Here is a 23,826-nt window from a genome sequence, read left to right as displayed (position 1 = left end):
CCCGCACAACTCACAGGGGATTCGCCGAGCTACGTCGACGTTTACCCTGTGAAGCTTTGCACCACCCCCGGCTTCTGCCAGAGCATTGGCAGGATTTTCCTGAAATGATCGGGATCGCCACTGGTCCAGAATTGCGCCCCGCGCGCCGGCCCGGCGGACAGCAGGTCGCGGGCCTCCAGCAAGCGCTGGAGTTGCCGGGCCACGGCGGCACCGGTATCGATCAGGTGGATGGAGGCCGGAATCATCTCCAGCAGCAGCGCCTTGAGGAAGGGATAGTGGGTGCAGCCGAGGATAATGGTGTCGCAACCCGCCGCCAGCAAAGGGTCGACATAGTGGCGTAGCAACTGGCGCAAGGCCTCGCTGTGCAGGTCGCCGTCTTCGATCATTTCCACCAGGCCAGGACAAGGTTGGGTGATCACCCGCACATCGTTGGCAAAGCGGTCGAGCAAGGCGGCGAACTTGGCGCTTTGCAAGGTCCCGGTGGTGGCCAGCACCCCGACCACACCACTGCGGGTGGCCGCCGCTGCGGGTTTGACCGCCGGTTCCATGCCCACCAGCGGCCAGTCCGGGTAACGCTGACGCAAATCGGCGGCACCGGCCACCGTCGCAGTATTGCAGGCAATCACCAGCGCCTTGGCGCCCTGCTCACGAAAGAACTCGGCGATCACCGCGCAACGTTGGCGAATGTATTCCGGGCTTTTTTCGCCATAGGGGATATGCCCGCAGTCGGCGACATACAGCAGCGACTCATTGGGCAACAGGGCCTGGATTTCCTTGAGCACCGACAAGCCGCCGACGCCAGAGTCGAATACCGCGACCGGAGCCTCACGCATCGCCGTCACCACAGACGCTGCACTGCGGATCGCGCTTGACCCGCAACTCGCGAAATTTCGTGCCCAGGGCATCGATCAGCAGCAGGCGTCCCACCAGCGGCTCGCCGAAACCGGCCAGCAGTTTCAAGGCTTCCAGGGCTTGCAGGCTACCGACCAGGCCCACCAGCGGGCCGACGACGCCGGCTTCACTGCAGGTCAGTTCGGCCTCGCCGCCATGCCCGTACAAGCAGTGGTAGCAAGGGCTTTCGGGACGGCGCGGGTCGAACACCGAGAGTTGGCCTTCGAGGCGAATCGCCGCGCCGCTCACCAGCGGCTTGCCAGCGGCGACACAGGCGGCGTTGACCGCCTCGCGGGTGGCGAAGTTGTCGCAGCAATCGAGCACCAGATCCACCGCCGCCACCGCGACACCCAGGGAATCGCCGTCGAGGGCCTGGCGATGGGCGACCAGGGTCACTTCAGGGTTGATCGCCGCCAGCCGCCGCAACGCCGAGTCGACCTTGGTCGCGCCGATGCTGGCGGTGTCGTGGATGATCTGGCGTTGCAGGTTGGTCAGTTCGACCGTGTCGAAGTCCGCCAGGTGCAGCTCGCCGACCCCGGCGGCCGCCAGGTAAAGCGCCACCGGAGCGCCGAGGCCGCCGAGGCCGACGATCAGCACCCGGCTGTTTTTCAGACGCAACTGGCCGTCGATATCGACCTGTTGCAACAGGATCTGCCGGCTATAGCGCAACAGCTCCTGGTCACTCAGCACGATAGGCGCCCCAGACTGATGCGTTGATGGCCGCCCAGGTCAGTACGGCTGTGGACATCGCTGAAACCCTGCGCCGAGAGCAGCTCGCGGACGGCTTCGGCCTGATCGTAACCGTGTTCGAGCATCAACCAGCCGTCGGCCAGCAGATGCTGGGGCGCCTGGGCGATGATCAGGCGCAGGTCGTCCAGACCATCGGCACCGGCGACCAGGGCGCTGGCCGGTTCGAAACGCACATCGCCCTGGGCCAGGTGCGGGTCGCTCGAAGCAATGTACGGCGGGTTGCTGATGATCAGTTGGAAACGCTGACCGTCCAGGGCACTGAACCAATGGCTGTTCAACACCGTGGCGTTGTTCAGGCCCAGGCGCTGGCGATTGCGTTCGGCCAGGGCCACGGCTTCCGGCACGCGGTCCACGGCGGTCACTTGCCAGGCCGGACGCTCGTTGGCCAGGGCCAGGGCAATCGCGCCGCTGCCGGTGCCCAGGTCGAGCACCGGCGCCGGGGTGGCGGGCAGCAACTCAAGGGCGGCTTCCACCAGCAATTCGGTGTCAGGACGCGGAATCAGGGTATGCGGCGCCACTTCCAGGTCCAGCTTCCAGAACCCCTGCTGGCCGAGAATATAGGCCACCGGCTCGCCGCCACGGCGACGTAGCAGGAAGTCGGAAAAGGCCAGCGCGGCTTCGCTGCTGACAATCTTTTCCGGCCAGGTGTGCAGGTAGCTGCGGGACTTGCCCAGGGCGGCGGCCAACAGCAGTTCGGCGTCCAGGCGCGCGGTCGGCGAATCAGGCAGGTCGGCGGCGCGTAACAGACTGGCAATAATGGTCATTCAATCACCCAAGGCGGCCAGTTGATCGGCCTGATATTCGGCCAACAGCGGTTCGATAACGGCTTCCACGCCCCCGGCCAGCACTTCATCCAGGGAATACAGGGTCAGGTTGACACGGTGGTCGGTGACCCGGCCCTGGGGAAAGTTGTAGGTACGGATACGTTCGGAGCGGTCGCCCGAGCCGACCAGCAGCTTGCGCTCGCTGGCGATGGCATTGGCCGCGGCGCTGGTCTGCTGGTCGTTGAGCTTGGCCGACAACCAGGACATGGCCCGTGCACGGTTCTTGTGCTGGGAGCGTTCCTCCTGGCACTCGACCACAATCCCCGAAGGCAAGTGGGTAATGCGGATCGCCGAGTCGGTCTTGTTGACGTGCTGGCCACCGGCGCCGGAGGAGCGGTAGGTGTCGACGCGCAGGTCCGCCGGGTTGATCTCGATGGCTTCCTGTTCGTCCGGCTCGGGCAATACCGCGACGGTGCAGGCCGAGGTGTGGATACGGCCCTGGGATTCGGTGGCCGGCACGCGCTGGACGCGGTGGGCACCGGATTCGAATTTCAGCTTGCCGTAGACGTTGTCGCCTTCGACCCGGGCAATGACTTCTTTATAGCCGCCATGCTCACCGACGTTTTCCGAGAGGATCTCCACACGCCAGCCACGCCGCTCGGCATACCGCGAGTACATGCGGAACAGGTCGCCGGAGAAGATCGCCGCTTCGTCGCCGCCGGTGCCGGCGCGGATTTCGAGGAACACGTTGCGACCGTCGTTGGGGTCCTTGGGCAGCAACATGCGTTGCAGGTTGCCCTCCAGCTCGATCAGTTGTTCCTTGGCCTCGCGGACTTCCTCGACAGCCATTTCGCGCATGTCAGGGTCGTTGTCCTTGAGCAGCGCCTGGGCGCCTTCCAGGTCCGACTGCACCTTCAACACCAGTATGTAGGCGGCGACAATCGGCTCGACTTCGGCGTACTCCTTGGAATAGGCGCGGAACTTGTTCTGATCGGAAATGACTTCGCCATCGCCAAGCAAGGCGGTCAGTTCCTCGAAACGGTCCTGGAGGATGTCCAGCTTATTGAGCAGTGACGCTTTCATTGCGGTTTCTTATCCGAAAAGCTATCCGATGAGCCCTCACCGAGGGCAAAGAGTTCCTGGGCCATGGCCAGCGCATCGAGGCGGCCTTCGGCGGACAACTTTTTCAGTTGCACGCTGGGCGCATGCATCAATTTGTTGGTCAGGCCGCGGGCCAGTTGCATCAGCACCTCTTCGGCGCTGCTGCCGTTGGCCAGCAGACGCTGGGCCTTTTGCAGTTCTTCGTCGCGCAGGCGTTCGCTTTGCTGGCGATAGGCGCGCAACACGTCCACCGCGGCCAGCTCGCGCAGGCGCGCCATGAAATCGTCGACGCCGCCGCTCACCAGTTCTTCGGCGGCTTGCGCGGCGCCCTGGCGGCTCTTGAGGTTTTCGGCGACCACTTCGTGGAGATCGTCGACGCTATAGAGGTAAACGTCGTCCAACTCGCCGACTTCCGGCTCGATATCCCGAGGTACGGCGATATCCACCATGAAGATCGGCTTGTGCTTGCGCAGTTTCAAGGCACTTTCCACCGCGCCCTTGCCGAGGATCGGCAACTGGCTGGCGGTGGAGCTGATGACGATGTCGCTGTGCACCAGTTCCTGGGGGATATCGGCCAGCAGCACCGCATGGGCACCGAACTCTTCGGCGAGGATCTTGGCCCGCTCCAGGGTCCGGTTGGCCACCACGATACGCTTGACGCCCTGCTCGTGCAGGTGGCGGGCAACCAGGGTGATGGTTTCGCCGGCACCGATCAGCAACGCGCTGCTGCGTTGCAGATCGCTGAAAATCTGTTTCGCCAGGCTGACGGCGGCAAAGGCCACCGAGACCGGGTTCTCGCCGATGGCGGTGTCGGTGCGCACCTGCTTGGCGGCACTGAAGGTGGCCTGGAACAAACGCCCGAGCAGCGGACCGATGGTCCCCGCCTCCCGCGCCACGGCATAGGCCGACTTCATCTGGCCGAGAATCTGCGGCTCGCCCAACACCAGCGAGTCCAGGCCCGAAGCGACGCGCATCATATGACGAACGGCGGCATCGTCTTCGTGGACATAGGCACAGGCCCGCAGCTCTTCAAGACTCAGGTGGTGATAATCCGCCAGCCAGCGCAAGACCGAGTCCGCGGTAATGTGCTCCTGCTCGATATACAGTTCACTGCGGTTGCAGGTGGAGAGGATCGCGGCTTCACGGCTGTCGGTGAGGCGACACAGCTGCTGCAGGGCCTCCACCAATTGCTCGGGGGTAAAAGCCACGCGCTCGCGCACGTCTACGGACGCCGTCTTGTGGTTGATGCCGAGTGCGAGGAAGGCCATTCAGGGTCGCTGATGATGTCGATAAGCCGACAATTGTCCACCTTCGACTGATTCAGAACAACCATTGCCGACTATTGTCCTAATGTAACGTTGCTATAAGTGTCTGGTGAGCGTCTCGGGTATGGTTCTGCCCGCCGCTTGTGTCATGATGCCCCGACCCGCAGGTAAGTCGTCCTTCTCCTATATGAATAGATCCTCCGCGTTGCTCCTCGCTTTTGTCTTCCTCAGCGGCTGCCAAGCCTTGGCACCCGTGTCGCCGGGGCGTACGCCGCTGGCTGAAGACACCACTCCGGCCCCGGAAAAGCCCAAGGTCTACAGCTCGTTCACCGAAGATACGGTGTTCAGCCTGTTGAGCGCGGAGCTGGCCGGGCAGCGAAATCGTTTCGATATCGCGCTGGACAACTACGTGACCCAGGCGATCAATACCCAGGATCCGGGGATTTCCGAGCGGGCCTTCCGGATTGCCGAGTACCTGGGCGCCGACCAGGCCGCCCTCGACACCTCGCTGATCTGGGCGAAAAACGCTCCGGACGACCTCGAGGCGCAACGCGCGGCGGCTATCCAGCTGGCCCGCAGCGGGCGTTATGACGACTCCATGGTCTATATGGAGAAGGTCCTGCAAGGCAAGGGCGACACCCATTTCGACTTTCTTGCCCTGTCAGCCGCCGACACCGACCAGGACACCCGCAACGGACTGAAGAAAAGTTTCGACCGTTTGCTGGTCAAGCATCCGAAGAACAGCCAGCTGATTTTCGGCAAGGCCTTGTTGCTGCAACAGGACGGCGACACCCAGGGCGCCTTGACGCTGCTGGAGAAAAATCCGCCGGAAGACGGCGAGATCGCACCGATCCTGCTGCGCGCGCGCCTGCTGCAAGCACTGAACCGCGGCAAGGAAGCCTTGCCGATCCTGGAAAAAAGCATCAAGCAGTACCCGGACGACAAGCGCCTGCGCCTGACCTACGCCCGTACGCTGGTGGAACAGGACCGCATGGCCGACGCCAAGACCCAGTTCTCCAGCCTGGTGCAGCAATACCCGGAAGATGACGAACTGCGTTTCTCCCTGGCGCTGGTTTGCCTTGAGGCCAAGGCCTGGGATGAAGCCAAGGGCTATCTGGATCAACTGATCACCCGTGACAGCCATGTCGATTCGGCGCACCTGAACCTAGGCCGCATCGCCGAAGAGCACAACGACCTGCAAACCGCCCTGGAAGAGTACAGCCAGGTCGGACCGGGCAACGACTATCTGCCGGCACAACTGCGCCAGACCGATATCCTGGTCACCACCGGGCGCGGCGACGAGGCTTCGAGCAAACTCAAGACGGCCCGTGACGAGCAGCCGGACTACGCGATCCAGCTCTACCTGATCGAAGCCGAGATTCTGTCCGCCAACCATCAGGGCGATCGCGCCTGGAGCGTTCTGCAGCAAGCCCTGTTGCAGTACCCCGACGACCTGAACCTGCTTTACACCCGCGCCATGCAGGCGGAAAAGCGTGACGACCTGGCGCAAATGGAGAAAGACCTGCGCGCCATCCTCAAGCGCGAGCCCGACAATGCCATGGCGCTGAACGCCCTCGGCTACACCCTGTCGGACCGCACGACCCGCTACGCCGAGGCCAAGGAGCTGATCGAGAAGGCTCACCAGCTGAACCCGGAAGATCCGGCCGTGCTCGACAGCCTTGGCTGGGTGAATTTCCGCCTGGGCAACCTCGACGAAGCCGAACGCCTGCTGCGCCAAGCCCTGGAGCGTTTCCCCGACCAGGAAGTCGCCGCGCACCTGGGCGAAGTCCTGTGGGCCAACGGCAAGCAGCGCGAAGCCAGGCAAATCTGGGGCAAGTTCCTCAAGGATCAGCCCGACAGCCCACTTCTGCGCAGCACCATCAAGCGCCTGACCGGTTCCGAGACTCTTTAAGCTTATGTTTTTGCGCCACCTCGTTGTTTTCAGCCTGATCGCCCTGCTCGCCGGTTGTGCGGGCTTCGGCGCCCGTGAGTCGGTCGAAGGTCACGGTGACCCGGCCCTGTGGGCCAAACACAAACAGCAATTGAGCAGCCTCGACGGCTGGCAGATCAATGGCAAGGTCGGTATCCGCGCGCCGCAGGATTCCGGCAGCGGCACCCTGTTCTGGCTGCAACGCCAGGATTACTACGATATCCGCCTGTCCGGCCCGCTGGGTCGCGGCGCGGCGCGCCTGACCGGACGTCCCGGCCAGGTCAGCCTGGAAGTCGCCAACCAGGGCCGCTACACCGCGCCCACCCCCGAAGCCCTGCTCAAGGAACAAATGGGCTGGGAGTTGCCGGTGTCGCATCTGGTCTGGTGGGTCCGTGGCCTGCCCGCGCCAGACAGCAAAAGCCGCCTGAGCCTGGACAACGACAGCCGCCTGGCCTCCCTCGAACAGGACGGCTGGCAGGTCGAGTACCTGAGCTACAGCGAGCAGAACGGTTACTGGTTGCCCGAGCGCGTCAAGCTGCACGGTCGCGACCTCGACGTGACCCTGGTGATCAAGGACTGGCAGCCGCGCCAGCTGGGCCAGTGACATGAGCACTGCCCGCCTGACGCTGCCGTCGCCGGCCAAGCTCAATCTGATGCTGCACATCCTCGGTCGCCGTGAAGACGGTTATCACGAGCTGCAAACGCTGTTTCAGTTTCTCGACTATGGCGATGAACTGAGTTTCGCCCTGCGTGACGATGGCGTGATCCAGTTGCACACCGAATTCGAAGGCGTACCCCACGACAGCAACCTGATCGTGCGCGCCGCGAAAAAACTCCAGGAACAATCGGGCAGCGCCTTGGGCGTGGATATCTGGATCGAGAAAATCCTGCCCATGGGCGGCGGCATCGGCGGCGGCAGCTCGAATGCCGCGACCACCCTGCTCGGCCTCAATCACCTCTGGCAACTGGGCTGGGACGAGGATCGCCTGGCCGTCCTGGGCCTGACACTGGGCGCCGACGTGCCGGTTTTCGTCCGTGGGCACGCGGCTTTTGCCGAGGGCGTGGGGGAAAAACTCACCCCGGTAGACCCCGAAGAACCGTGGTATGTCGTGCTCGTCCCGCAAGTCTCTGTAAGTACAGCAGAAATTTTTTCCGATCCGCTGTTGACACGTGACTCCGCGCCCATTAAAGTGCGCCCCGTTCCCAAGGGAAACAGTCGTAATGACTGCTTGCCGGTTGTCGCAAGGCGTTATCCAGAGGTACGTAACGCTTTGAATTTGTTAGGTAAATTTACCGAAGCAAAGCTAACCGGCACTGGAAGTTGTGTGTTTGGGGCCTTCCCAAACAAAGCTGAAGCTGATAAAGTCTCGGCCCTTCTTACAGAGACCCAAACAGGGTTTGTGGCAAAGGGAAGCAACGTTTCGATGTTGCATCGCACGCTACAGAGTCTGCTCTAGGAATCGAGTACTGGGTACTCGTTGCAACAGATACAGGGGCGTCGCCAAGCGGTAAGGCAGCAGGTTTTGATCCTGCCATGCGTTGGTTCGAATCCAGCCGCCCCTGCCATTTTCCTATACTCATCCAGGTTACCCTCAGCCTTCAGGTACTGCGCGTGTCCAAGATGATGGTCTTTACGGGGAACGCTAACCCCGATCTGGCTCGGCGTGTTGTACGTCAGCTGCATATCCCTCTCGGTGACATCTCTGTCGGTAAGTTCTCCGACGGCGAAATTACTGCCGAGATCAATGAAAACGTCCGCGGTAAAGACGTCTTCATTATTCAGCCGACTTGCGCTCCGACCAACGATAACCTGATGGAACTCGTCGTGATGGCTGATGCCTTCCGCCGTTCCTCAGCCACTCGAATCACTGCGGTGATCCCTTACTTTGGTTATGCCCGTCAGGATCGCCGTCCGCGTTCCGCGCGTGTGGCTATCAGCGCGAAAGTCGTTGCTGACATGCTCACCGTCGTCGGCATCGACCGTGTTCTCACGGTTGACCTGCACGCAGACCAGATTCAGGGTTTCTTCGATATTCCGGTAGATAACATCTACGGCTCCCCCGTTCTGGTGGATGACATCGAAGATCAACGCTTCGAAAATCTGATGATTGTGTCTCCGGACATTGGTGGCGTCGTGCGTGCACGTGCGGTTGCCAAGTCCCTGGGCGTGGATCTGGGCATCATCGACAAACGTCGTGAGAAGGCCAACCACTCCGAAGTGATGCACATCATCGGTGATGTCGAAGGCCGCACCTGTATTCTCGTCGATGACATGGTCGATACCGCCGGCACCTTGTGCCACGCGGCGAAAGCCCTCAAGGAACATGGCGCTGCCAAGGTCTTTGCCTACTGCACACACCCTGTGCTGTCGGGTCGCGCGATCGAGAATATTGAAAATTCCGTGCTGGACGAGCTGGTGGTGACTAACACCATCCCGCTGTCCGCTGCAGCACAAGCCTGTGCGCGTATCCGTCAACTGGATATCGCACCGGTAGTCGCCGAAGCGGTTCGCCGCATCAGCAACGAAGAATCGATCAGCGCGATGTTCCGCTAAGGGCCCTGCCCTATCGGATCTCTCGCTGACGAAAAGCGCCCCGCCCCAACACCTGTTGGGGCGGGGCTTTTTTGCCCATACCGCCTTTAGCGCTGGTCGCAAACGCTGGGGCGGATGTGGTTAATTTGGAGAGTCAACATGAACGATTTTACCCTGAATGCTGAAGTGCGTTCCGACCTGGGGAAAGGTGCGAGCCGCCGCCTGCGTCGTCTCGCAAGCCTGGTTCCAGCTGTAGTTTACGGTGGCGAAAAAGCCCCTGAATCCATCAGCATGCTGGCCAAAGAAGTTGCCAAACTGCTCGAAAACGAAGCGGCTTACAGCCACATCATCGAGCTGAACGTTGGCGGCACCAAGCAGAACGTCATCATCAAAGCTCTGCAACGTCACCCGGCTAAAGGCCACGTGCTGCACGCTGACTTCGTCCGCGTTGTTGCCGGTCAGAAACTGTCGGCTCACGTACCTGTGCACTTCATCAACGAAGCAGCAGCAGTCAAGAAAGGCGGCGAGATTTCCCACGTTGTGGCCGAAGTCGAAGTCACCTGCCTGCCAAAAGACCTGCCTGAATTCATCGAAGTCGACCTGGCTAATGCCGAAGTCGGTTCGATCATTCACCTGTCGGACCTCAAAGCTCCGAAAGGCGTTGAGTTCGTCGCACTGGCCCACGGTAACGACCTGGCTGTTGCCAACGTTCACGCGCCACGTGTTGCACCAGAAGCCGCTGCCGAGTAATTTTTTACTCCGCAACGTCGGAGTCATGGAAACATCGCGAGCTGGCAAGTAGCGAGTAAAGCGGGCGGGGTCGCGAAGTTTGCATCATGAAAATGAGCATGTTTCGTCCACGTTCGCCGCTATGCTGATTAGCCGCGATGTTATCCACAACTCCTAGGAAGGGCCCCTGTCGTGACTGCCATCAAACTGATCGTTGGCCTGGGAAATCCAGGCACCGAATACGAACAGACCCGGCATAACGCGGGGGCCCTTTTTGTTGAGCGCATCGCCCACGCCCAAGGTGTCAACCTGGTGGCCGATCGCAAATATTTCGGCCTGACCGGGCGCTTCAGTCACCAGGGTCAGGATGTTCGTCTGTTGATTCCCACCACCTACATGAACCGTAGCGGCCAGGCCGTCTCGGCATTGGCTGGATTCTTCCGCATTACGCCTGAAGAAATCCTGGTGGCCCACGACGAGCTGGACTTGCCTCCCGGCGTCGCCAAGCTCAAACAGGGCGGCGGACACGGCGGGCACAACGGTCTGCGTGACATCATCGCGCAGCTCGGCAACCAGAATACCTTTCACCGCTTGCGGCTTGGCATTGGCCACCCGGGCGTTGCCAGTATGGTTTCAAATTTCGTCCTGGGTCGTGCGCCACGCGCCGAACAGGAAAAGCTCGATGCCAGCATCGATTTTGCCCTCGGCGTGCTGCCGGATATCCTCGCCGGGGAATGGAACCGCGCGATGAAAAACCTGCACAGCCAGAAGGCCTGACTCTTACCCGAGGGGAAACACCATGGGATTCAACTGCGGCATCGTCGGCCTGCCCAACGTCGGCAAATCCACCCTGTTCAACGCCCTGACCAAATCCGGTATTGCAGCGGAGAACTTCCCCTTCTGCACCATCGAGCCGAACAGCGGTATCGTGCCGATGCCCGACCCGCGCCTGCAGGCCCTGGCCGAGATCGTCAATCCCAAGCGCATCCTGCCGACCACCATGGAATTCGTCGACATCGCCGGCTTGGTGGCGGGCGCCTCGAAGGGTGAAGGCCTGGGCAACAAGTTCCTCGCCAACATCCGCGAGACCGATGCCATCGCCCACGTGGTCCGCTGCTTTGAAGACGAGAACGTGATTCACGTCTCCAACAGCGTCGACCCCAAGCGCGACATCGAGATCATCGACCTGGAGCTGATCTTCGCCGACCTCGACAGCTGCGAGAAGCAACTGCAGAAAGTTGCGCGTAACGCCAAGGGCGGTGACAAGGACGCCGTGGTGCAAAAGGGCCTGCTGGAGCAGCTGATCGCCCACTTCACCGAAGGCAAGCCGGCGCGCAGCCTGATGAAGAACATGAGCACCGACGAAAAGGCGGTGATCAAGGGCTTCCACCTGCTGACCACCAAGCCGGTGATGTACATCGCCAACGTGGCTGAAGACGGCTTCGAGAACAACCCGCACCTGGACGTGGTTCGGGCCATTGCCGAAGAAGAAGGCGCGGTGGTGGTACCGGTGTGCAACAAGATCGAAGCGGAAATCGCCGAGCTCGACGACGGTGAAGAGAAGGACATGTTCCTCGAGGCCCTGGGCCTGGAAGAGCCTGGCCTGAACCGTGTGATCCGTGCCGGCTACGAAATGCTCCACCTGCAGACCTACTTCACCGCTGGCGTTGAAGAAGTGCGGGCCTGGACCGTCAAAGTCGGCGCCACCGCGCCACAAGCGGCCGGCGTGATCCACACCGACTTCGAGAAAGGCTTTATCCGCGCCGAAGTGATCGCCTACAACGACTTCATCCAGTACAAGGGTGAGGCCGGGACCAAGGAAGCCGGTAAATGGCGTCTGGAAGGCAAGGAATACATCGTTAAAGACGGCGATGTGATGCACTTCCGTTTTAACGTGTAAGCGAAGAGCCGGATTCCGGCGGACGCTAACGGAAACTGAACCCCCGTACTCACGCAGTGATACGGGGGTTTTCTTATCCAGTAGCCCTCACTGTGATTCATTGTGACCCGAGTTTTAACTGGGTAAGGAACCGGTCATGTTCAAGCCAGGCCCGCTCACGATCCGACTCGACCCTTGAGTAACGTGCGGTAATGCGCCCAGCTCAATTCGCGACGCAGTGCGTCGTATTTTGGAAAGGCCAGAAAAAATCCACGTATATGACGCAGATTTGTCGCGTCAAAGCCCTTGCCGAGCTCAGCGCTCAGCACCTTGGCCAAGGTCAACAGCAGCTTCTTGCCATAGACCGCACGCGTCTCGCCACCCGGTTCGAACTCGACGATGTAACGGCCGATCTCCCGGCAGGTTTCTACCTGCAACACATCAACGACAATCCATCGATGTAGATGCGAGTGCGCAGAGTCTCTAGCTCTGGCGATTCCTGCATTTTCTCGTTCTCCAGAAATGAAAAAACCGGCTAGTGCCGGCTTTTTCCCCCTCCAACCAGATGGTCAAGCCACGCCGGTCGTGAGGGTTAGTTGTTGAGTGGATTATTGAGTAATAGCCCATGTGATGCAACTGATCAGCAGATGCTAGACATCAGGGAAAATCTGCTTGGCCTCCTGCTCCACGAGGGTCCTGACTGGCCAGCAAACGGTAGTAGTACCGCGTACCGTTTTGTCGCTCCAACAGCGTGGCTGAAGTTCCAGTCACAGGATGCGCCACTTCAACCCAATGGATGGTCGCCTAATACAGGTGAAGCACCCTGGGGTGAGGATGAGCCCTCAAGCAGAGCATCCACCACAGCCCGCGCCATTTCTACCGAGTGGAGCATGCCCCAGAACAAAGAGCGCTCCACCGGATTCGTATGCAAGCTGATTTCGTCACCGTTCAGTTCGGCCGCTTCGAGCAATTTCGAAACGTATATCAGCGCATCCTGAGCCTTGACGCCAGGCTGGATGGCAAAAATCGTGGGCCTGAGAGGGTCAGCGTAATTGACGGTTTTGGATACGGTTAAAGCGAGGGTATCAAGCAGTCTGGCTGTATCGGACTGTACCGATTTTACGGGGCCGTTGGTGCCATCAACACCACCACGGAGGAGGGCCCTTTCATCGCCCGGCTTCGAGCCTTTGGAGGTGCAAGGTGGGTCAGGGGTGATTTTCTTGGTCACAGGTAAAACTCCTACGTAAGAAATACCTCAAGGAGTTCGTACATTTTCGTGTCCAGCGAAAAGGTGGCGAACTGTACGCAGGTGGACAACCGGGAACGTAGGACCCGGCACACCCCTCAAGGATGTCCCGCGCACAGTCCGCCATAAAGCGAACACAAGAATACCGCATGAACGGCACTGTGCGACTACGTTTGAAAACCACGGGTGTCCAGCCCGATCGCTGATTTTGCAGCGACGGTCAAAATCTAATTGTCGTACTTAGCCGGTGCAACTGGAAAAACGTGTGCAAATGTATGCTTCTCCAGGCGTACATATTCGACGTAAAAATCACCTCCCCCCGGATGGGTTGAGCTGTAATGAGCTTTAACGTACGACAGTGAGCTGTAATGAGCCATAACAACCAAAAATGAGCCATAACCGGCTATGATGAGCTGTAAATGAGCCGTAATAGGGGAATACCATGGCTGACACGTCCCATCATCTTCTAGCCGCCTTGGCTCAGCGTGCACGAAACGGTCAACCCTGGGCCAGCTCAACCGAACTACAGAGCGAAGTTTCCGCGAGTTTAGCCACTGTAAAACGGCACCTTGAGGCACTGGTCGATTCCGGCGAGGTGATTCAGGAAGGTAGGACGCGCTCGACACGCTACAAACTTGCCAGTATCAACGACGTCGAAAGTGCCCCTAGCCACCTCACCACCGGTACAGGCCTTACGTGGTCCGGCCAGAGCCGGTCTCTGCGGGAAACTTTGGAAAAGCCACTAGGCACGCGAAATGCCGTGACCTACCAACGCACCTTCGTGGACAACTACGTCCCCAATCAGACCTCGCTGCTGCCAACATCACTCGCCACAACCCTGATGGAAGAAGGACGCATGCGCGGCCAACAGCCTGCAGGCACCTATGCCCGCAAAGTACTGGAGCCCCTGCTTATCGACCTGTCCTGGTCCTCTTCGCGCCTGGAGGGTAACCGCTACTCATTGCTCGCCACAGAGGAGCTGTTCAAGAGTGGCGCCAGCGGCGGCGATCTGGATGCCGTCATGCTGCTCAACCACAAGGCCGCCATCGAGTTCATGGTCGACGCCGTCCCCACCTACGGCCTGACCACTCCCGTGATCCAGAACCTGCACGCACTGCTGATGCAGGACCTGCTGGCCGACCCCGGTGGCCTCGGCACCATTCGCCAGAAAGTCGTCAATATCAGCGATACCACCTACCTACCCAGCCAGGTTCCGTCCCTGCTCGGCGAAATGCTCGAATCCATCCTGGAAAAGGCCAGGCTGATCAAGAACCCGGTCGAGTCCGCCTTCTTCCTGTGGGTCAACCTGGCCTATCTGCAACCCTTCGACGACGGCAACAAACGCACGAGCCGCCTGGCGGCCAACGTGCCCTTGATGCTGTACAACAGCGCACCGTTATCCTTTCTGGATGTGGATGTTCAGGATTATGCCTACGCCATGATGGGCGTCTACGAGCACCTGGATGTGTCGCTGGCTGCGGACCTGTTCGAATGGGCCTATCGTCGCTCGATCAGGAAATACGAAGTGACCCTGGAGGCCATGGGCAAGCCTGATCCCGTTCGAGTGCAATTCAGGGAAGCGCTGAACGAGTCCATTGGCGCCATTGTGCGTGATGGCAAAGGCTACGAAGAAGCCATCGCCAGCTTGTCGCTGGCCCCGGATCAAGTCCAGTTGTTACGCCCATTGCTACTAGGCGAACTCAAGTTGCTGGAGGCTTTCAACTGCGCGCGCTACCGATTGACGATGAGGCAGACCGAGAGCTGGATCAATGCCGGCCGCCCCTTGTAGAGGTGAGCCTGCGTGCAAGTGAGATCCGCCAGTAGCTCGAACCGCACCTAAAGCGCGATCTACACAGCCAGCCCACTCAAGCCAACGCCACTTCCACCCGGTTACGCCCAGCCGACTTGCCCTCGTAAAGCGCGCGATCCGCCCGGGCAATGGCGTTGCTGAGCGCTTCCTGAGCACGGTATTGCGTGATGCCGATGGACAGCGTCACGCTGACTTTATGGCCGTCACTGTCAATCACCAAGGCCTGGATCGCATTGCGTATGCGCTCCGCGCTTGCCGACGCCTGCTCAAGATCGGTTTCCGGCAAGACCGCCAGAAACTCTTCACCGCCCCAGCGACCAATAAAATCCTGTTCACGCATGGAGTGCTTGAGCACGAGGCTCACGGCATCCAGCACCCGGTCACCAATATCATGACCGTGCTGATCGTTGACGTGCTTGAAGTGATCGATGTCCATCAACATCAAGGTCAGGTTGCTGGGGCATCGATGGTGCCGCGCCAGCTCCTTCTCGGTCAGTGCAATCATGTGCCGGCGATTGAACAGGCCCGTCAACGAGTCTGTCGTTGCCATCCGCGCCAGGCTCCTGTGGGCACGAGTGACCGTGACCACATAGAACAGCGCCAGATAGCTGAACATGCAGAACACCACGGTCAGGTTGAACACATGCACGCCCAACAGGGCATTGGAGGAAATGGGCTGCAGAGGCGGGACGTACCACATGAGCACATCCAGCCCCACATAGTAGGCCCACAGGCAAGCGGCAAGGATCCAGGCGCTACGGGCGCGCATGGTCACGAACAGGGCCGGAATGAACATCAGCAGAAAATAGTGGAAGCCGCTTTCCCAGCCGATCAGCACCGTTCCCAACCCGGCGTGCACCAGCACTTCGGTACGGATCAGCAGGATCGCCAGCCGATTGCGGCGCTGACTGAATGCGCGATAGGCGTAGACATACATCGCCACGCTGATCACGTTCACCCAGGCCAGGATGGGGGAACCCAGCATGAGGAAAATAAACAGAAACGCGATATCCACGGTGCCAGCCAACTGGCAGCAACGCATGGACAGCTGCCAGAACTCAGGACGCGCGTAACTCTTGTGCGAGTTTTCTGGGGATATCCCTGGCATCGAACCACCTCAAGTGCCGGCTGTGAATCCCGGTTTTGACTTAGGTTGACTACCTGATAACCGGCAGTTGAGCAACGCCTGGAGTGTAGTAAATCGCCGGGGGATCAGCCAGCCAAAAATGGCACAATGCCTCTATGACTTGAAGCGCCCCACCAGCCCATTCAGTTCATTCGAAAGGTGCGAAAGCCGGCCCGAGTCCTCTTGCGCAGAACTGGCCAGGCTTTCGACCAGTTGCGCCTCGTCGTAGATCTGCTGGATATGCCGATTGATCTCCTCGGCCACGCTGTGCTGCTCTTCCGCCGCCGCCGATATCTGCAGGTTCTGATCGCGAATTTCATTGACCGACAGCTGGATGCCTTCAAAGCTGTCACGGGCACTCTCGATCGAAGACACACTGGCACGCGACAGGTCCAGGCAGCTTTCCATCTTCTGCGACACCTCCACGGTCTTGCTGCCGAGCGCATTGAGTAGCTGGTCGATTTCCCCGGTGGAGTCGGACGTGCGCTTGGCCAGGGCCCTGACCTCATCCGCGACCACGGCAAACCCCCGGCCCTGGTCACCCGCCCTCGCCGCCTCGATGGCCGCGTTCAGTGCCAGCAAATTGGTCTGCTCGGCGATGGCGCGGATGGTGCCCAGAATCTGGTTGATGTTGCGGCTACCCTCCTCCAGTTCCACCATGGCCTGGGAAGACTCGGTCAAGCGACGCCCCAGGCGGCCGACGTTCTGGGTGGTCAATTCGATCTGCTGTTTGCCTTCGGCCACACGCTGGTGCCCGCTCTCGGCGGAGTTGGCTGCCGCACTACAGGAACGGGCCACTTCGTTGGCGGTCGCGACCATTTCGTTGAAGGCCGTGGACACCAACTCCACCGCCTCACGCTGACGACCGGCCGCCTGGTTCATGTTGTTCGCCACCTCACTGTTGACCCGTGAGGCATCCTGCAAGTTGGTCGAGGCGGCGCCGATCCGTTGTATCAACTGGCGTATCGCGGCGAGGAATTTGTTGAACCAGCCGGCAAGCTCAGCGGTTTCGTCCTTGCCCTGTACCTCGAGATCGCGGCGCAGATCGCCCTCGCCCTCGGCAATCGATTGCAACCCCGTGCTGACCTGCCCGATGGGCTTGACGATCACCCTGGCAAACGCCGCAGCGAGCAGCGCCAGGAGCAACACCAGCACCACCACGATCACCACCGTCAGGTAGGTCATGCGGGTGGCCGCGCCCATGACTTCGCTGTACTCGATCAGACCGACATAACGCCAACCCAGGCCAGGCGATGTCCAGACATTGGCCATGTACCTGACCCCGTTGATTTCCACTTCGGTGGAGCCCTGGGCGGTAGCGGCCAGCTTGGCGTAGGGCTCACCCAGGTCCTTGAGGGGTTTGAAGTTGTGCCCGGCATCGCGCGGGTCGACCAACACGGTGCCGTCTTCTATCAGCATCACGTAGCCGCTTTCGCCAAGCTTGATGCTCTTGACCAGTTCGGTGAGGTTCTTCAGCGAAACGCTGACGACAAATACGCCCTTGGCCTTGCCCGCGTCATCGAGCAATGCCTTGGCGCTACCGACCAGCGCCACGGCGTCCTTGTCATAGTAGTAAGCCGGCGTGCGCACGGCTTTGCCGGGGCTGGCCATGGCGGCTTTGTACCAGGGGCGCGAGCGCGGGTCGTAGCTCGACAGTTGCGGGTCATCCGGCCATTTGGCGTAGCTGCCATCTTCCAGGCCGATGGACAGGATGGCGGCGGCCGGGTGCGTCGAACCATAACGCGCGAAAGCATCGATGACCTGCCGGGCAGCCGGCGGCATCGGCTGGCTGGCGGCACCGGCGGTTTCGTAGTGCTTGAGGCTCACAACATTTTTGTATACAGGATCATCAGACATTTGATCGACATTTTGCTGCGTACCGTCGAAAAATTGCCGTATGTTGCCGTCGATCTGGCGTATTTCACGGGTGCTGCCATCGATAAACTGATCGACCGCCTGAGTCCGTATATTCATCACCGAAATCACCGCCACCAGACTCACGGGTATGAAAGCGACCAATACAAAGGCGAGGATGAGCTTGTTTTTTATTTTCATGGTAACGATCACCAGACGCAGAAATGAGGTGCGAATGGCGAGACTACACGGACAAATAGCGATTTGCCACTGAGCCTTTTGCGGCTGAATACAAGTCATATTCGCCGATTTTTTGTATACAATAAAATCAATGAGCGTTCTGATTTACGCCACAGACACAACGTTGGATCGATACCGGCCGCTCCCTTGCAGAGCGGCCCGGTTCTTAAAGGCTCAAGCCTTTCTGGTCTTCGGCAGCAACACCGCCAACACCCCGAACAACGGCAGGAACGAACACATCGTGTAGACGAACTCGATGCCGTGAATGTCCGCCAGATGCCCCAGCAACGCCGCGCCGATCCCACCAAAGCCGAACATCAAACCGAAGAACACCCCGGCGATCATCCCGACATTGCCCGGCACCAGTTCCTGGGCGAACACCACGATGGCCGAGAAGGCCGACGCCAGGATAAAGCCGATCACCACGCTCAGCACCGTGGTCCAGAACAGGTCCACATAGGGCAGCATCAAGGTGAACGGCGCCACGCCCAGGATCGAGAACCAGATCACCGCCTTGCGCCCGATCTTGTCGCCAATCGGCCCACCGGCAAAGGTCCCCGCCGCTACCGCGCCGAGAAACAGGAACAGGTGCAGTTGCGAACTGGCCACTGACAGATGGAATTTCTCGATCAGGTAAAAGGTGAAGTAGCTGGTGAAGCTGGCCATATAGAAATACTTGGAGAACACCAGCAACCCGAGCACCACCAGCGCCCCCAGGACCCGGTTCTTCGACAGACCATGAGTGGCCTTCTGGCCCTGCTTGAGCTTGAACAGGTTCAGGTGCGCGCGGTACCAGCGACTGATCCCGTACAGCACGCCCAGGGCGAACAACGCGAACAGGCCGAACCAGGCGACATTGCCCTGGCCGAACGGAATGATGATCGCCGCCGCCAGCAGCGGGCCGAACGCGGAACCGGCGTTACCGCCCACCTGGAAACTCGACTGCGCCAGCCCATAACGCCCGCCCGAGGCCAATCGGGCGACCCGCGAAGCCTCCGGGTGAAAGGTCGAGGAACCCACGCCGATCAAGGCCGACGCCAGCAGGATCAGAGGAAAGCTGCCCACCTGGGACAGCATCAGAATCCCGATCAGCGTGCTGATCATCCCGATCGGTAGCAGCAGGGGCTTGGGATGACGGTCGGTATAAAAGCCGACCCAGGGCTGCAGCAGGGATGCCGTCACCTGGAACGTCAGGGTAATCAGCCCGACCTGGGTGAAGGTCAGGCCATAGTTGGCCTTGAGCATTGGGTAGATCGAGGGCAAGACCGACTGGATCAGATCATTGATTAAATGCGCCAGCGCCACGGCACCGATGATGCGCATCACCAATGGACTGGTTTGGGGGGACGCGGACGCCGAGGTCGAGCCATCAGAGGTTTGAGTAAGGGCCATTAAATTATTCCGTAACACGGATGGATGCACAGTTGCAGGTACGGCAATGTGCCATTTTTCGGTGCAACCACGCCAGATGCTTGTCGAGCTAACGATCGACTTTTTCTCGATGGAATGACTGATAGCGTAACGCCATTGGTCTGAATCTTGCGTACTCTGAGTGCTTACAGCACGCCCCCTTACAAAGGGGACCGAGAATGGGAAGTTTCGCTACAAAGGCCGACCCACAACGCCTCACTGCCGGACTTCCGAAGTATCTAACGATGGCACCCGTTACGATCGCACCAAAATCGTGCGCGGCGCCTTGAGGAGTAGTCGACCATGCACGCTTTTTTATCACCGGGGATTCGACTGCTGGGCCACTTCGGGTTCGCCCGCAAGTTTCAGGTACTGTTCCTGCTGTTCATCGTGCCACTGATGGGCAGCCTGTACCTGATCGGCCAGGATTATCGCAGCAAGCTTTCACTGATCACGGAAGAGCGGGCCGGCGTCAATCAACTGCTGTCCCTGGACTCCCTGGACAACCTGCTGGCTGCCCAGCGTGACCGTGCCGCCCGTTGGCGCGCCACGGAAACCAACCGCCAGCCGACACCGGCCACCCTGGCAGCCATGGCGCTGCTGGACAAGGCGCAGCCGGACATCGACCAAGCCGTCGAGGCGTTGGGTAAAACCCTGCAAAGCGAAGGAGCCGATGCCGACACCCTGAAACGCTACCAGATTCTCCAAACCGCCCTGACCGGCCTCGACTCCGCCAGCCTGAGCAAGGTCGGCTGGTGGCCGGACGGTTACGATCGCTTCACCAGCGCCTTGAGTGCACTGCAAGCGCTGCGCGAACAGATCGCCATGGACAGTCGCCTGATCCTCGCACCCTGGATGGAAACCTACCTGTTGACACAAATCGCCACCCAGCACGCGCCCGACCTGATCGAACGGGTCGGCCGGTTGGCCAGTGTCGGCCAGGCTTCCGTGGTCTCGGGCCAGTTCAGCCTGCAAAGCCGCCTGCAATTGAAGGACCTGCGGGGTCGTATCGGCGATGCGCGGGACCAGTTGACCAAGACCGGCAACCTGCTGGAAAGCCGTCTGCCGCCAGAGCTGCAGAGCTGGGCCGAGCGTTACCATGCCAGCCTGAAACACCTCGACGACGGCCTCAAGACCCTCGACGATGGCATGTTCGGCGGCAGCATCACCCTCAAGCCCGAGGGTTTCGAACAGACCCTGGACAAGATGCTTGGCGAACTCGCCAGCTTGCGCCAGGACAGCCTCACGTCCCTGGACAACCGCCTGGACTATTACCACGGTGCGGCCATCCGCCAGTTCAGCCTGTTGGCGGCGATCTTCGGTTGCCTGCTGCTGGCGGCGTTGTATCTGTTCGTCTGCCTGCAAGCGTCGATCCGCCGCAGCGCCAGCGGCATCACCCTGCTGGCCGAATCCCTGCGCGACGGTAACCTCTGCCTGCAAGTGCCGGTGGAAGGCCGTGACGAACTCGCGGCCATCAGCACCGCGCTGAACGTCGCCGTGGTGCAACTGCGCACCAGCCTGCAGGGGGTCGACCATGAGACCCTGCAACTGAGCGCGGCCGTGCGCACCCTCAACACCCACTCCAGCGGCGCCCTCAGCGAGGTCGAGACGCAGCAGGCGCAAATCAGCCAGATCGCCGCGGCGGCCACGCAACTGGCGGCCACCTCCCAGGGTGTGGCGCAGAGTTGCGAACAGGCTTCCGGCAGCGCCCAGAACACCCAGCGCATCGCCTCGGACAGCAGCCGCGACAGCCAGCGCACCACGGCCAGCATCCAGCAGTTGAATCAGCGGCTGAATGAAACGGCGGCGGCACTGGGCCGGGTCAGCGAACAAGGTCAGCAGATCCAGTTGGTGGTCGACACCATTCGTGGCGTGGCCGAGCAAACCAACCTGCTGGCCCTGAACGCCGCTATCGAAGCCGCACGGGCCGGTGAGCAAGGCCGTGGCTTTGCGGTGGTGGCGGATGAGGTACGTAGCCTGTCACAGCGTACACAATCGTCCACCGCCCAGATCGCCAGCACGGTCGACAGCCTGCGGTCCACGGTCAGCCAGGCGGTGACCTTGATGGAAGCGGCTTGCATCCAGGCCGAGACCGACGCCCAATCGGTCACCGGGCTGGGTCAGCGGCTGGTGGAAATCGCCGGTGCCGTGCAGACCGTTACCGACACCCTGGCGCAGATCGCCACGGCGGTGGACGAACAGGCGAGCACGGCGGACGAGGTCAGCGGCAATATCCAGCAGATCGATCAGGCGGCGGTACGGCTGCTGGAAGGGGCTCGCGCGGTCAACCGGGCGGCGGACAGCCTGAGCGAAGGCAGCAAGGCCCTGAGCGACAATACCGGGCGTTTCCGCCTGAGTTGAGAGGGGTGAGGCCCACGGTTTTTGCCGTCGGGCCTTAAGCTTTTGATAGCGTAGAGAAAATTTTCAGATATTTGCTTGACACAATATCGTTCCAAGCGAATAATGCGCGCCACTTGGCTACATAGCTCAGTTGGTTAGAGCATAGCATTCATAATGCTGGGGTCCGGGGTTCAAGTCCCTGTGTAGCCACCAAGTACTAAAAACGGCTTACCGAAAGGTAGGCCGTTTTTTTATGCGTCGAGAAAAGTGGGCTGGATCGGCAGCAACAAACGCTTTCGATTTGGCCGGTGATTTTCAGGGGCCAGCAAGACGGCTCGCTTTCCATTGAGTGAAATTTCCTAGAAACTTCTGAACCGTTGCGCCCCCCTATTTCGCTGGCTAGTCTTGAACCGTCACTGCCAAATCAGTGATCGGGTTTAGCAGCCTGGAATCTTAAACATTGGGCGCACAGCGCCACCCAAATCGGGCGCTATTTTTTTGCCTCCGCTTTATGGTGGCTGTGCGCAGGGCACCTTCGGGTGCGCCGGGTTTCTCCAATGTTCCGGTCTGCTAACCTGCGTACAGCTGCCACCCACCTTCGTTTAGCAGCGATAGCCGGCAGCTCCATCTAACATTGGGGATGCAAACTATGTTCAAGGTCACGCCTAATCCGCCGTACTCAACGCCAGTCGAAAACATCGATCCGCAAGCTGCTGATCGAGCCTTGGCTCACTACCTCACACCAAAAGACGACACAGCGAAACCTGACAGTACCAAAGCTCCACGTAAACCCATCTCTGCGACTCAGACCCGAGAAGACGCACTCGTCAGCGCCAGCTCAATCCTGGACTCCGCCGCTGCCACAGCCTATGAAAATGCCGACAACCTGACCGGAGCAAACCGCAAGGTCGCGATGGGCATCGTGCATCTGATCGAGCTGGCGCAACGGCAGGTGGATTCGGTCATAGAGGCAGAACCGGCTGGAGTCCCAGGCTAGCCGAAACAGCGGTCATAGGAAGGGGAGCCAATCAACTCCCCTTCCCTTCAGTAGTCTGCTTCAAAGGTCTGCTTTACGACCCCATCTAGACCCACCCACCATCCACGATAAAGTTCTGCGCCGAACACATCTCCGACACGTCGGAGGCGAGAAACAACGCCATATTGGCGATATGTTCCGGCAGCACACTGCCCGGCAGACACTGGCTGCGGCTGATCAACTGCCTGGCCTCGTCGTCGACCCACATGACCAGTTGCTTTTCCGTCATGACCCAGCCGGGCACCAGGGTGTTGACCCGGATACGGCTGGGGCCCAACTCCCGTGCCAGCGCCCGGGTCATGCCATGGGCCGCGGCCTTGCTGGCGGCGTATACCGGGTAGCCCGCTGACGCCATCATCCAGCCGACCGAGCCCAGATTGATGATTGCCCCGCCGCCGGCGCGCTTCATCATCGGCACCACCGCCTTGGCGGCGAAGTAGGCGTGCTTGAGGTTGACGGCGATCAGCCTGTCGAACATTTCCGAATCGACTTCCTCCAGGGTGTGACGCATGTCGTTCGCCGCGTTGTTCACCAGCACGGTGATCGGCCCCAGCCTGTGCTCAAAATGCCCTATCGCCGCTTTGTAAGCGATGTCATCGGTGATGTCGCAATTTACAAACTCAACGACATGCCCCCGGGAACTCAACAGCGCCGCCAGCCGCTCGCCCTGAGCTTGCGCGCGGTCGACAAAGGCAACCTTGGCGCCTTGCTCCGCAAAGGCGCGCACCATGAATTCGCCGATGCCCGAAGCACCTCCGGAAATCAATATAGTCTTACCCTTGAGGTCGGGATAAACAGCCTGCTCAGTACTCATATAACGGTCGCCTCACCAAATTAGTCTTATTTTATTTTACGAAACCGGCGTTAAAGACTATAAATCCTCTATCTAATCGACAAAATATCGCACATTAGTAGAACTATT

The 23,826-nt window shown here is 60.1% G+C and carries 22 protein-coding genes, 2 tRNA genes and 1 pseudogene; 13 read left to right on the top strand and 12 right to left on the bottom strand.

Features of this window, described 5'->3' with window-relative positions; genetic code table 11:
• Nucleotides 1-41: 41 nt before the first annotated feature.
• The 5 genes from murI to hemA are packed head-to-tail and all read right to left on the bottom strand — an operon-like array spanning nucleotide 42 to nucleotide 4,774.
• The gene (gene murI / locus HX866_RS00405) at nucleotides 42-833 is read right to left on the bottom strand and encodes a glutamate racemase (protein WP_177137722.1); all 792 of its coding nucleotides are present in this window, start codon (nucleotides 831-833) and stop codon (nucleotides 42-44) included.
• The gene (locus tag HX866_RS00400; RefSeq protein WP_177137721.1) at nucleotides 826-1,581 is read right to left on the bottom strand and encodes a molybdopterin-synthase adenylyltransferase MoeB; all 756 of its coding nucleotides are present in this window, start codon (nucleotides 1,579-1,581) and stop codon (nucleotides 826-828) included. Before HX866_RS00400 ends, murI begins: the two co-directional genes overlap by 8 nt.
• Nucleotides 1,575-2,405, bottom strand: coding sequence for a peptide chain release factor N(5)-glutamine methyltransferase (gene prmC / locus HX866_RS00395; RefSeq protein WP_177093245.1), 831 nt, complete (start codon nucleotides 2,403-2,405; stop codon nucleotides 1,575-1,577). Before prmC ends, HX866_RS00400 begins: the two co-directional genes overlap by 7 nt.
• Nucleotides 2,406-3,488 carry a peptide chain release factor 1 gene (gene prfA, locus HX866_RS00390; protein ID WP_177137720.1) on the bottom strand — a complete coding sequence of 361 codons (1,083 nt, stop codon included), beginning with the start codon at nucleotides 3,486-3,488 and terminating at the stop codon, nucleotides 2,406-2,408. It abuts the gene before it with no gap.
• The gene (hemA, locus tag HX866_RS00385) at nucleotides 3,485-4,774 is read right to left on the bottom strand and encodes a glutamyl-tRNA reductase (RefSeq protein WP_177093247.1); all 1,290 of its coding nucleotides are present in this window, start codon (nucleotides 4,772-4,774) and stop codon (nucleotides 3,485-3,487) included. The genes prfA and hemA overlap by 4 nt, the downstream gene beginning before the upstream one ends.
• 184 nt (nucleotides 4,775-4,958) lie before the next feature.
• On the opposite strand from hemA, the gene HX866_RS00380 reads away from it, so the two are divergent.
• The 8 genes from HX866_RS00380 to ychF all read left to right on the top strand — a co-directional run bounded on the left by HX866_RS00380 (nucleotide 4,959) and on the right by ychF (nucleotide 11,863).
• Nucleotides 4,959-6,683 (top strand): tetratricopeptide repeat protein, encoded by a 1,725-nt coding sequence (locus HX866_RS00380; RefSeq protein ID WP_177104639.1) that lies wholly within the window; start codon nucleotides 4,959-4,961, stop codon nucleotides 6,681-6,683.
• A 4-nt stretch (nucleotides 6,684-6,687) separates the two neighbouring features.
• Entirely contained in the window at nucleotides 6,688-7,305 is a 618-nt protein-coding gene (gene lolB / locus HX866_RS00375; RefSeq protein WP_177093249.1) for a lipoprotein insertase outer membrane protein LolB, read from the top strand.
• Between the two features lies 1 nt (nucleotide 7,306).
• The gene (gene ispE, locus HX866_RS00370) at nucleotides 7,307-8,158 is read left to right on the top strand and encodes a 4-(cytidine 5'-diphospho)-2-C-methyl-D-erythritol kinase (protein ID WP_177137718.1); all 852 of its coding nucleotides are present in this window, start codon (nucleotides 7,307-7,309) and stop codon (nucleotides 8,156-8,158) included.
• 34 nt (nucleotides 8,159-8,192) lie between these two features.
• Nucleotides 8,193-8,267 (top strand) — tRNA-Gln (locus HX866_RS00365).
• A gap of 46 nt (nucleotides 8,268-8,313) precedes the next feature.
• Nucleotides 8,314-9,255 carry a ribose-phosphate pyrophosphokinase gene (locus tag HX866_RS00360; RefSeq protein ID WP_003171603.1) on the top strand — a complete coding sequence of 314 codons (942 nt, stop codon included), beginning with the start codon at nucleotides 8,314-8,316 and terminating at the stop codon, nucleotides 9,253-9,255.
• A gap of 138 nt (nucleotides 9,256-9,393) precedes the next feature.
• Nucleotides 9,394-9,984, top strand: a complete 591-nt coding sequence (locus tag HX866_RS00355; protein WP_177093251.1) for a 50S ribosomal protein L25/general stress protein Ctc — start codon at nucleotides 9,394-9,396, stop codon at nucleotides 9,982-9,984.
• A 171-nt stretch (nucleotides 9,985-10,155) separates the two neighbouring features.
• On the top strand, nucleotides 10,156-10,740 hold the full coding sequence (gene pth, locus HX866_RS00350; protein ID WP_100942297.1) for an aminoacyl-tRNA hydrolase: 585 nt from the start codon (nucleotides 10,156-10,158) through the stop codon (nucleotides 10,738-10,740).
• Nucleotides 10,741-10,762: 22 nt separating this feature from the next.
• Nucleotides 10,763-11,863, top strand: a complete 1,101-nt coding sequence (gene ychF / locus HX866_RS00345; RefSeq protein ID WP_177093252.1) for a redox-regulated ATPase YchF — start codon at nucleotides 10,763-10,765, stop codon at nucleotides 11,861-11,863.
• 155 nt (nucleotides 11,864-12,018) lie between these two features.
• Here ychF and HX866_RS34035 read toward each other — a convergent pair whose 3' ends face one another.
• Together HX866_RS34035 and HX866_RS00335 are read right to left on the bottom strand one after the other, a co-directional pair.
• Nucleotides 12,019-12,282, bottom strand: coding sequence for a DUF1016 N-terminal domain-containing protein (locus HX866_RS34035; RefSeq protein WP_371319203.1), 264 nt, complete (start codon nucleotides 12,280-12,282; stop codon nucleotides 12,019-12,021).
• 344 nt (nucleotides 12,283-12,626) lie between these two features.
• Complete coding sequence (locus tag HX866_RS00335; protein ID WP_371318807.1) at nucleotides 12,627-13,070, bottom strand: hypothetical protein; 444 nt, start codon at nucleotides 13,068-13,070, stop codon at nucleotides 12,627-12,629.
• A gap of 778 nt (nucleotides 13,071-13,848) precedes the next feature.
• On the opposite strand from HX866_RS00335, the gene HX866_RS34125 reads away from it, so the two are divergent.
• Entirely contained in the window at nucleotides 13,849-14,877 is a 1,029-nt protein-coding gene (locus tag HX866_RS34125) for a Fic family protein (RefSeq protein ID WP_371319202.1), read from the top strand.
• A gap of 76 nt (nucleotides 14,878-14,953) precedes the next feature.
• On the opposite strand, the gene HX866_RS00325 is transcribed toward HX866_RS34125, so the two are convergent.
• The 3 genes and pseudogenes from HX866_RS00325 to HX866_RS35005 all read right to left on the bottom strand — a co-directional run.
• Nucleotides 14,954-16,006, bottom strand: coding sequence for a GGDEF domain-containing protein (locus HX866_RS00325; RefSeq protein WP_177093254.1), 1,053 nt, complete (start codon nucleotides 16,004-16,006; stop codon nucleotides 14,954-14,956).
• A gap of 132 nt (nucleotides 16,007-16,138) precedes the next feature.
• Complete coding sequence (locus HX866_RS35010) at nucleotides 16,139-16,906, bottom strand: methyl-accepting chemotaxis protein (protein ID WP_442604695.1); 768 nt, start codon at nucleotides 16,904-16,906, stop codon at nucleotides 16,139-16,141.
• An 87-nt stretch (nucleotides 16,907-16,993) separates the two neighbouring features.
• Nucleotides 16,994-17,881, bottom strand: a pseudogene (locus HX866_RS35005) (cache domain-containing protein); the annotation flags it as partial.
• Here HX866_RS35005 and HX866_RS34625 point away from each other — a divergent pair.
• Nucleotides 17,882-18,106 carry a hypothetical protein gene (locus HX866_RS34625; RefSeq protein ID WP_371319214.1) on the top strand — a complete coding sequence of 75 codons (225 nt, stop codon included), beginning with the start codon at nucleotides 17,882-17,884 and terminating at the stop codon, nucleotides 18,104-18,106.
• Nucleotides 18,107-18,292: 186 nt separating this feature from the next.
• On the opposite strand, the gene HX866_RS00315 is transcribed toward HX866_RS34625, so the two are convergent.
• The gene (locus HX866_RS00315; RefSeq protein ID WP_177093256.1) at nucleotides 18,293-19,510 is read right to left on the bottom strand and encodes an MFS transporter; all 1,218 of its coding nucleotides are present in this window, start codon (nucleotides 19,508-19,510) and stop codon (nucleotides 18,293-18,295) included.
• Nucleotides 19,511-19,831: 321 nt separating this feature from the next.
• Here HX866_RS00315 and HX866_RS00310 point away from each other — a divergent pair, with 321 nt between their 5' ends.
• The 3 genes from HX866_RS00310 to HX866_RS00300 all read left to right on the top strand — a co-directional run bounded on the left by HX866_RS00310 (nucleotide 19,832) and on the right by HX866_RS00300 (nucleotide 22,865).
• Nucleotides 19,832-21,889 (top strand): methyl-accepting chemotaxis protein, encoded by a 2,058-nt coding sequence (locus HX866_RS00310; RefSeq protein WP_177137715.1) that lies wholly within the window; start codon nucleotides 19,832-19,834, stop codon nucleotides 21,887-21,889.
• Nucleotides 21,890-22,004: 115 nt separating this feature from the next.
• A tRNA-Met gene (locus tag HX866_RS00305) sits at nucleotides 22,005-22,081 on the top strand.
• A 436-nt stretch (nucleotides 22,082-22,517) separates the two neighbouring features.
• A complete protein-coding gene (locus HX866_RS00300; RefSeq protein ID WP_177137714.1) occupies nucleotides 22,518-22,865 on the top strand; it encodes a DUF6124 family protein in 348 nt (115 codons plus the stop codon).
• Between the two features lie 85 nt (nucleotides 22,866-22,950).
• On the opposite strand, the gene HX866_RS00295 is transcribed toward HX866_RS00300, so the two are convergent.
• On the bottom strand, nucleotides 22,951-23,718 hold the full coding sequence (locus tag HX866_RS00295) for an SDR family NAD(P)-dependent oxidoreductase (protein WP_177104657.1): 768 nt from the start codon (nucleotides 23,716-23,718) through the stop codon (nucleotides 22,951-22,953).
• Between the last annotated feature and the right edge of the window lie 108 nt (nucleotides 23,719-23,826).

Source organism: Pseudomonas gingeri (assembly GCF_013386165.1).
GTDB classification, from domain to species: Bacteria; Pseudomonadota; Gammaproteobacteria; order Pseudomonadales; family Pseudomonadaceae; genus Aquipseudomonas; species Aquipseudomonas gingeri_C.
The sequence above is the reverse complement of the archived record's forward strand: the minus strand, read 5'-3'. Positions and strand labels throughout refer to the sequence as shown.

Excerpts from the sequence above, each read along its gene's own strand:
- HX866_RS00315 (WP_177093256.1), bottom strand. The coding sequence starts at position 19,510 with ATGGCCCTTACTCAAACCTCTGATGGCTCGACCTCGGCGTCCGCGTCC.
- HX866_RS00295 (WP_177104657.1), bottom strand. The coding sequence starts at position 23,718 with ATGAGTACTGAGCAGGCTGTTTATCCCGACCTCAAGGGTAAGACTATA.
- prfA (WP_177137720.1), bottom strand. The coding sequence starts at position 3,488 with ATGAAAGCGTCACTGCTCAATAAGCTGGACATCCTCCAGGACCGTTTC.
- HX866_RS00310 (WP_177137715.1), top strand. The coding sequence starts at position 19,832 with ATGCACGCTTTTTTATCACCGGGGATTCGACTGCTGGGCCACTTCGGG.
- HX866_RS00380 (WP_177104639.1), top strand. The coding sequence starts at position 4,959 with ATGAATAGATCCTCCGCGTTGCTCCTCGCTTTTGTCTTCCTCAGCGGC.
- HX866_RS35010 (WP_442604695.1), bottom strand. The coding sequence starts at position 16,906 with ATGAACCAGGCGGCCGGTCGTCAGCGTGAGGCGGTGGAGTTGGTGTCC.
- HX866_RS00325 (WP_177093254.1), bottom strand. The coding sequence starts at position 16,006 with ATGCCAGGGATATCCCCAGAAAACTCGCACAAGAGTTACGCGCGTCCT.
- HX866_RS00300 (WP_177137714.1), top strand. The coding sequence starts at position 22,518 with ATGTTCAAGGTCACGCCTAATCCGCCGTACTCAACGCCAGTCGAAAAC.
- HX866_RS00355 (WP_177093251.1), top strand. The coding sequence starts at position 9,394 with ATGAACGATTTTACCCTGAATGCTGAAGTGCGTTCCGACCTGGGGAAA.
- prmC (WP_177093245.1), bottom strand. The coding sequence starts at position 2,405 with ATGACCATTATTGCCAGTCTGTTACGCGCCGCCGACCTGCCTGATTCG.
- murI (WP_177137722.1), bottom strand. The coding sequence starts at position 833 with ATGCGTGAGGCTCCGGTCGCGGTATTCGACTCTGGCGTCGGCGGCTTG.
- ychF (WP_177093252.1), top strand. The coding sequence starts at position 10,763 with ATGGGATTCAACTGCGGCATCGTCGGCCTGCCCAACGTCGGCAAATCC.
- hemA (WP_177093247.1), bottom strand. The coding sequence starts at position 4,774 with ATGGCCTTCCTCGCACTCGGCATCAACCACAAGACGGCGTCCGTAGAC.
- lolB (WP_177093249.1), top strand. The coding sequence starts at position 6,688 with ATGTTTTTGCGCCACCTCGTTGTTTTCAGCCTGATCGCCCTGCTCGCC.
- ispE (WP_177137718.1), top strand. The coding sequence starts at position 7,307 with ATGAGCACTGCCCGCCTGACGCTGCCGTCGCCGGCCAAGCTCAATCTG.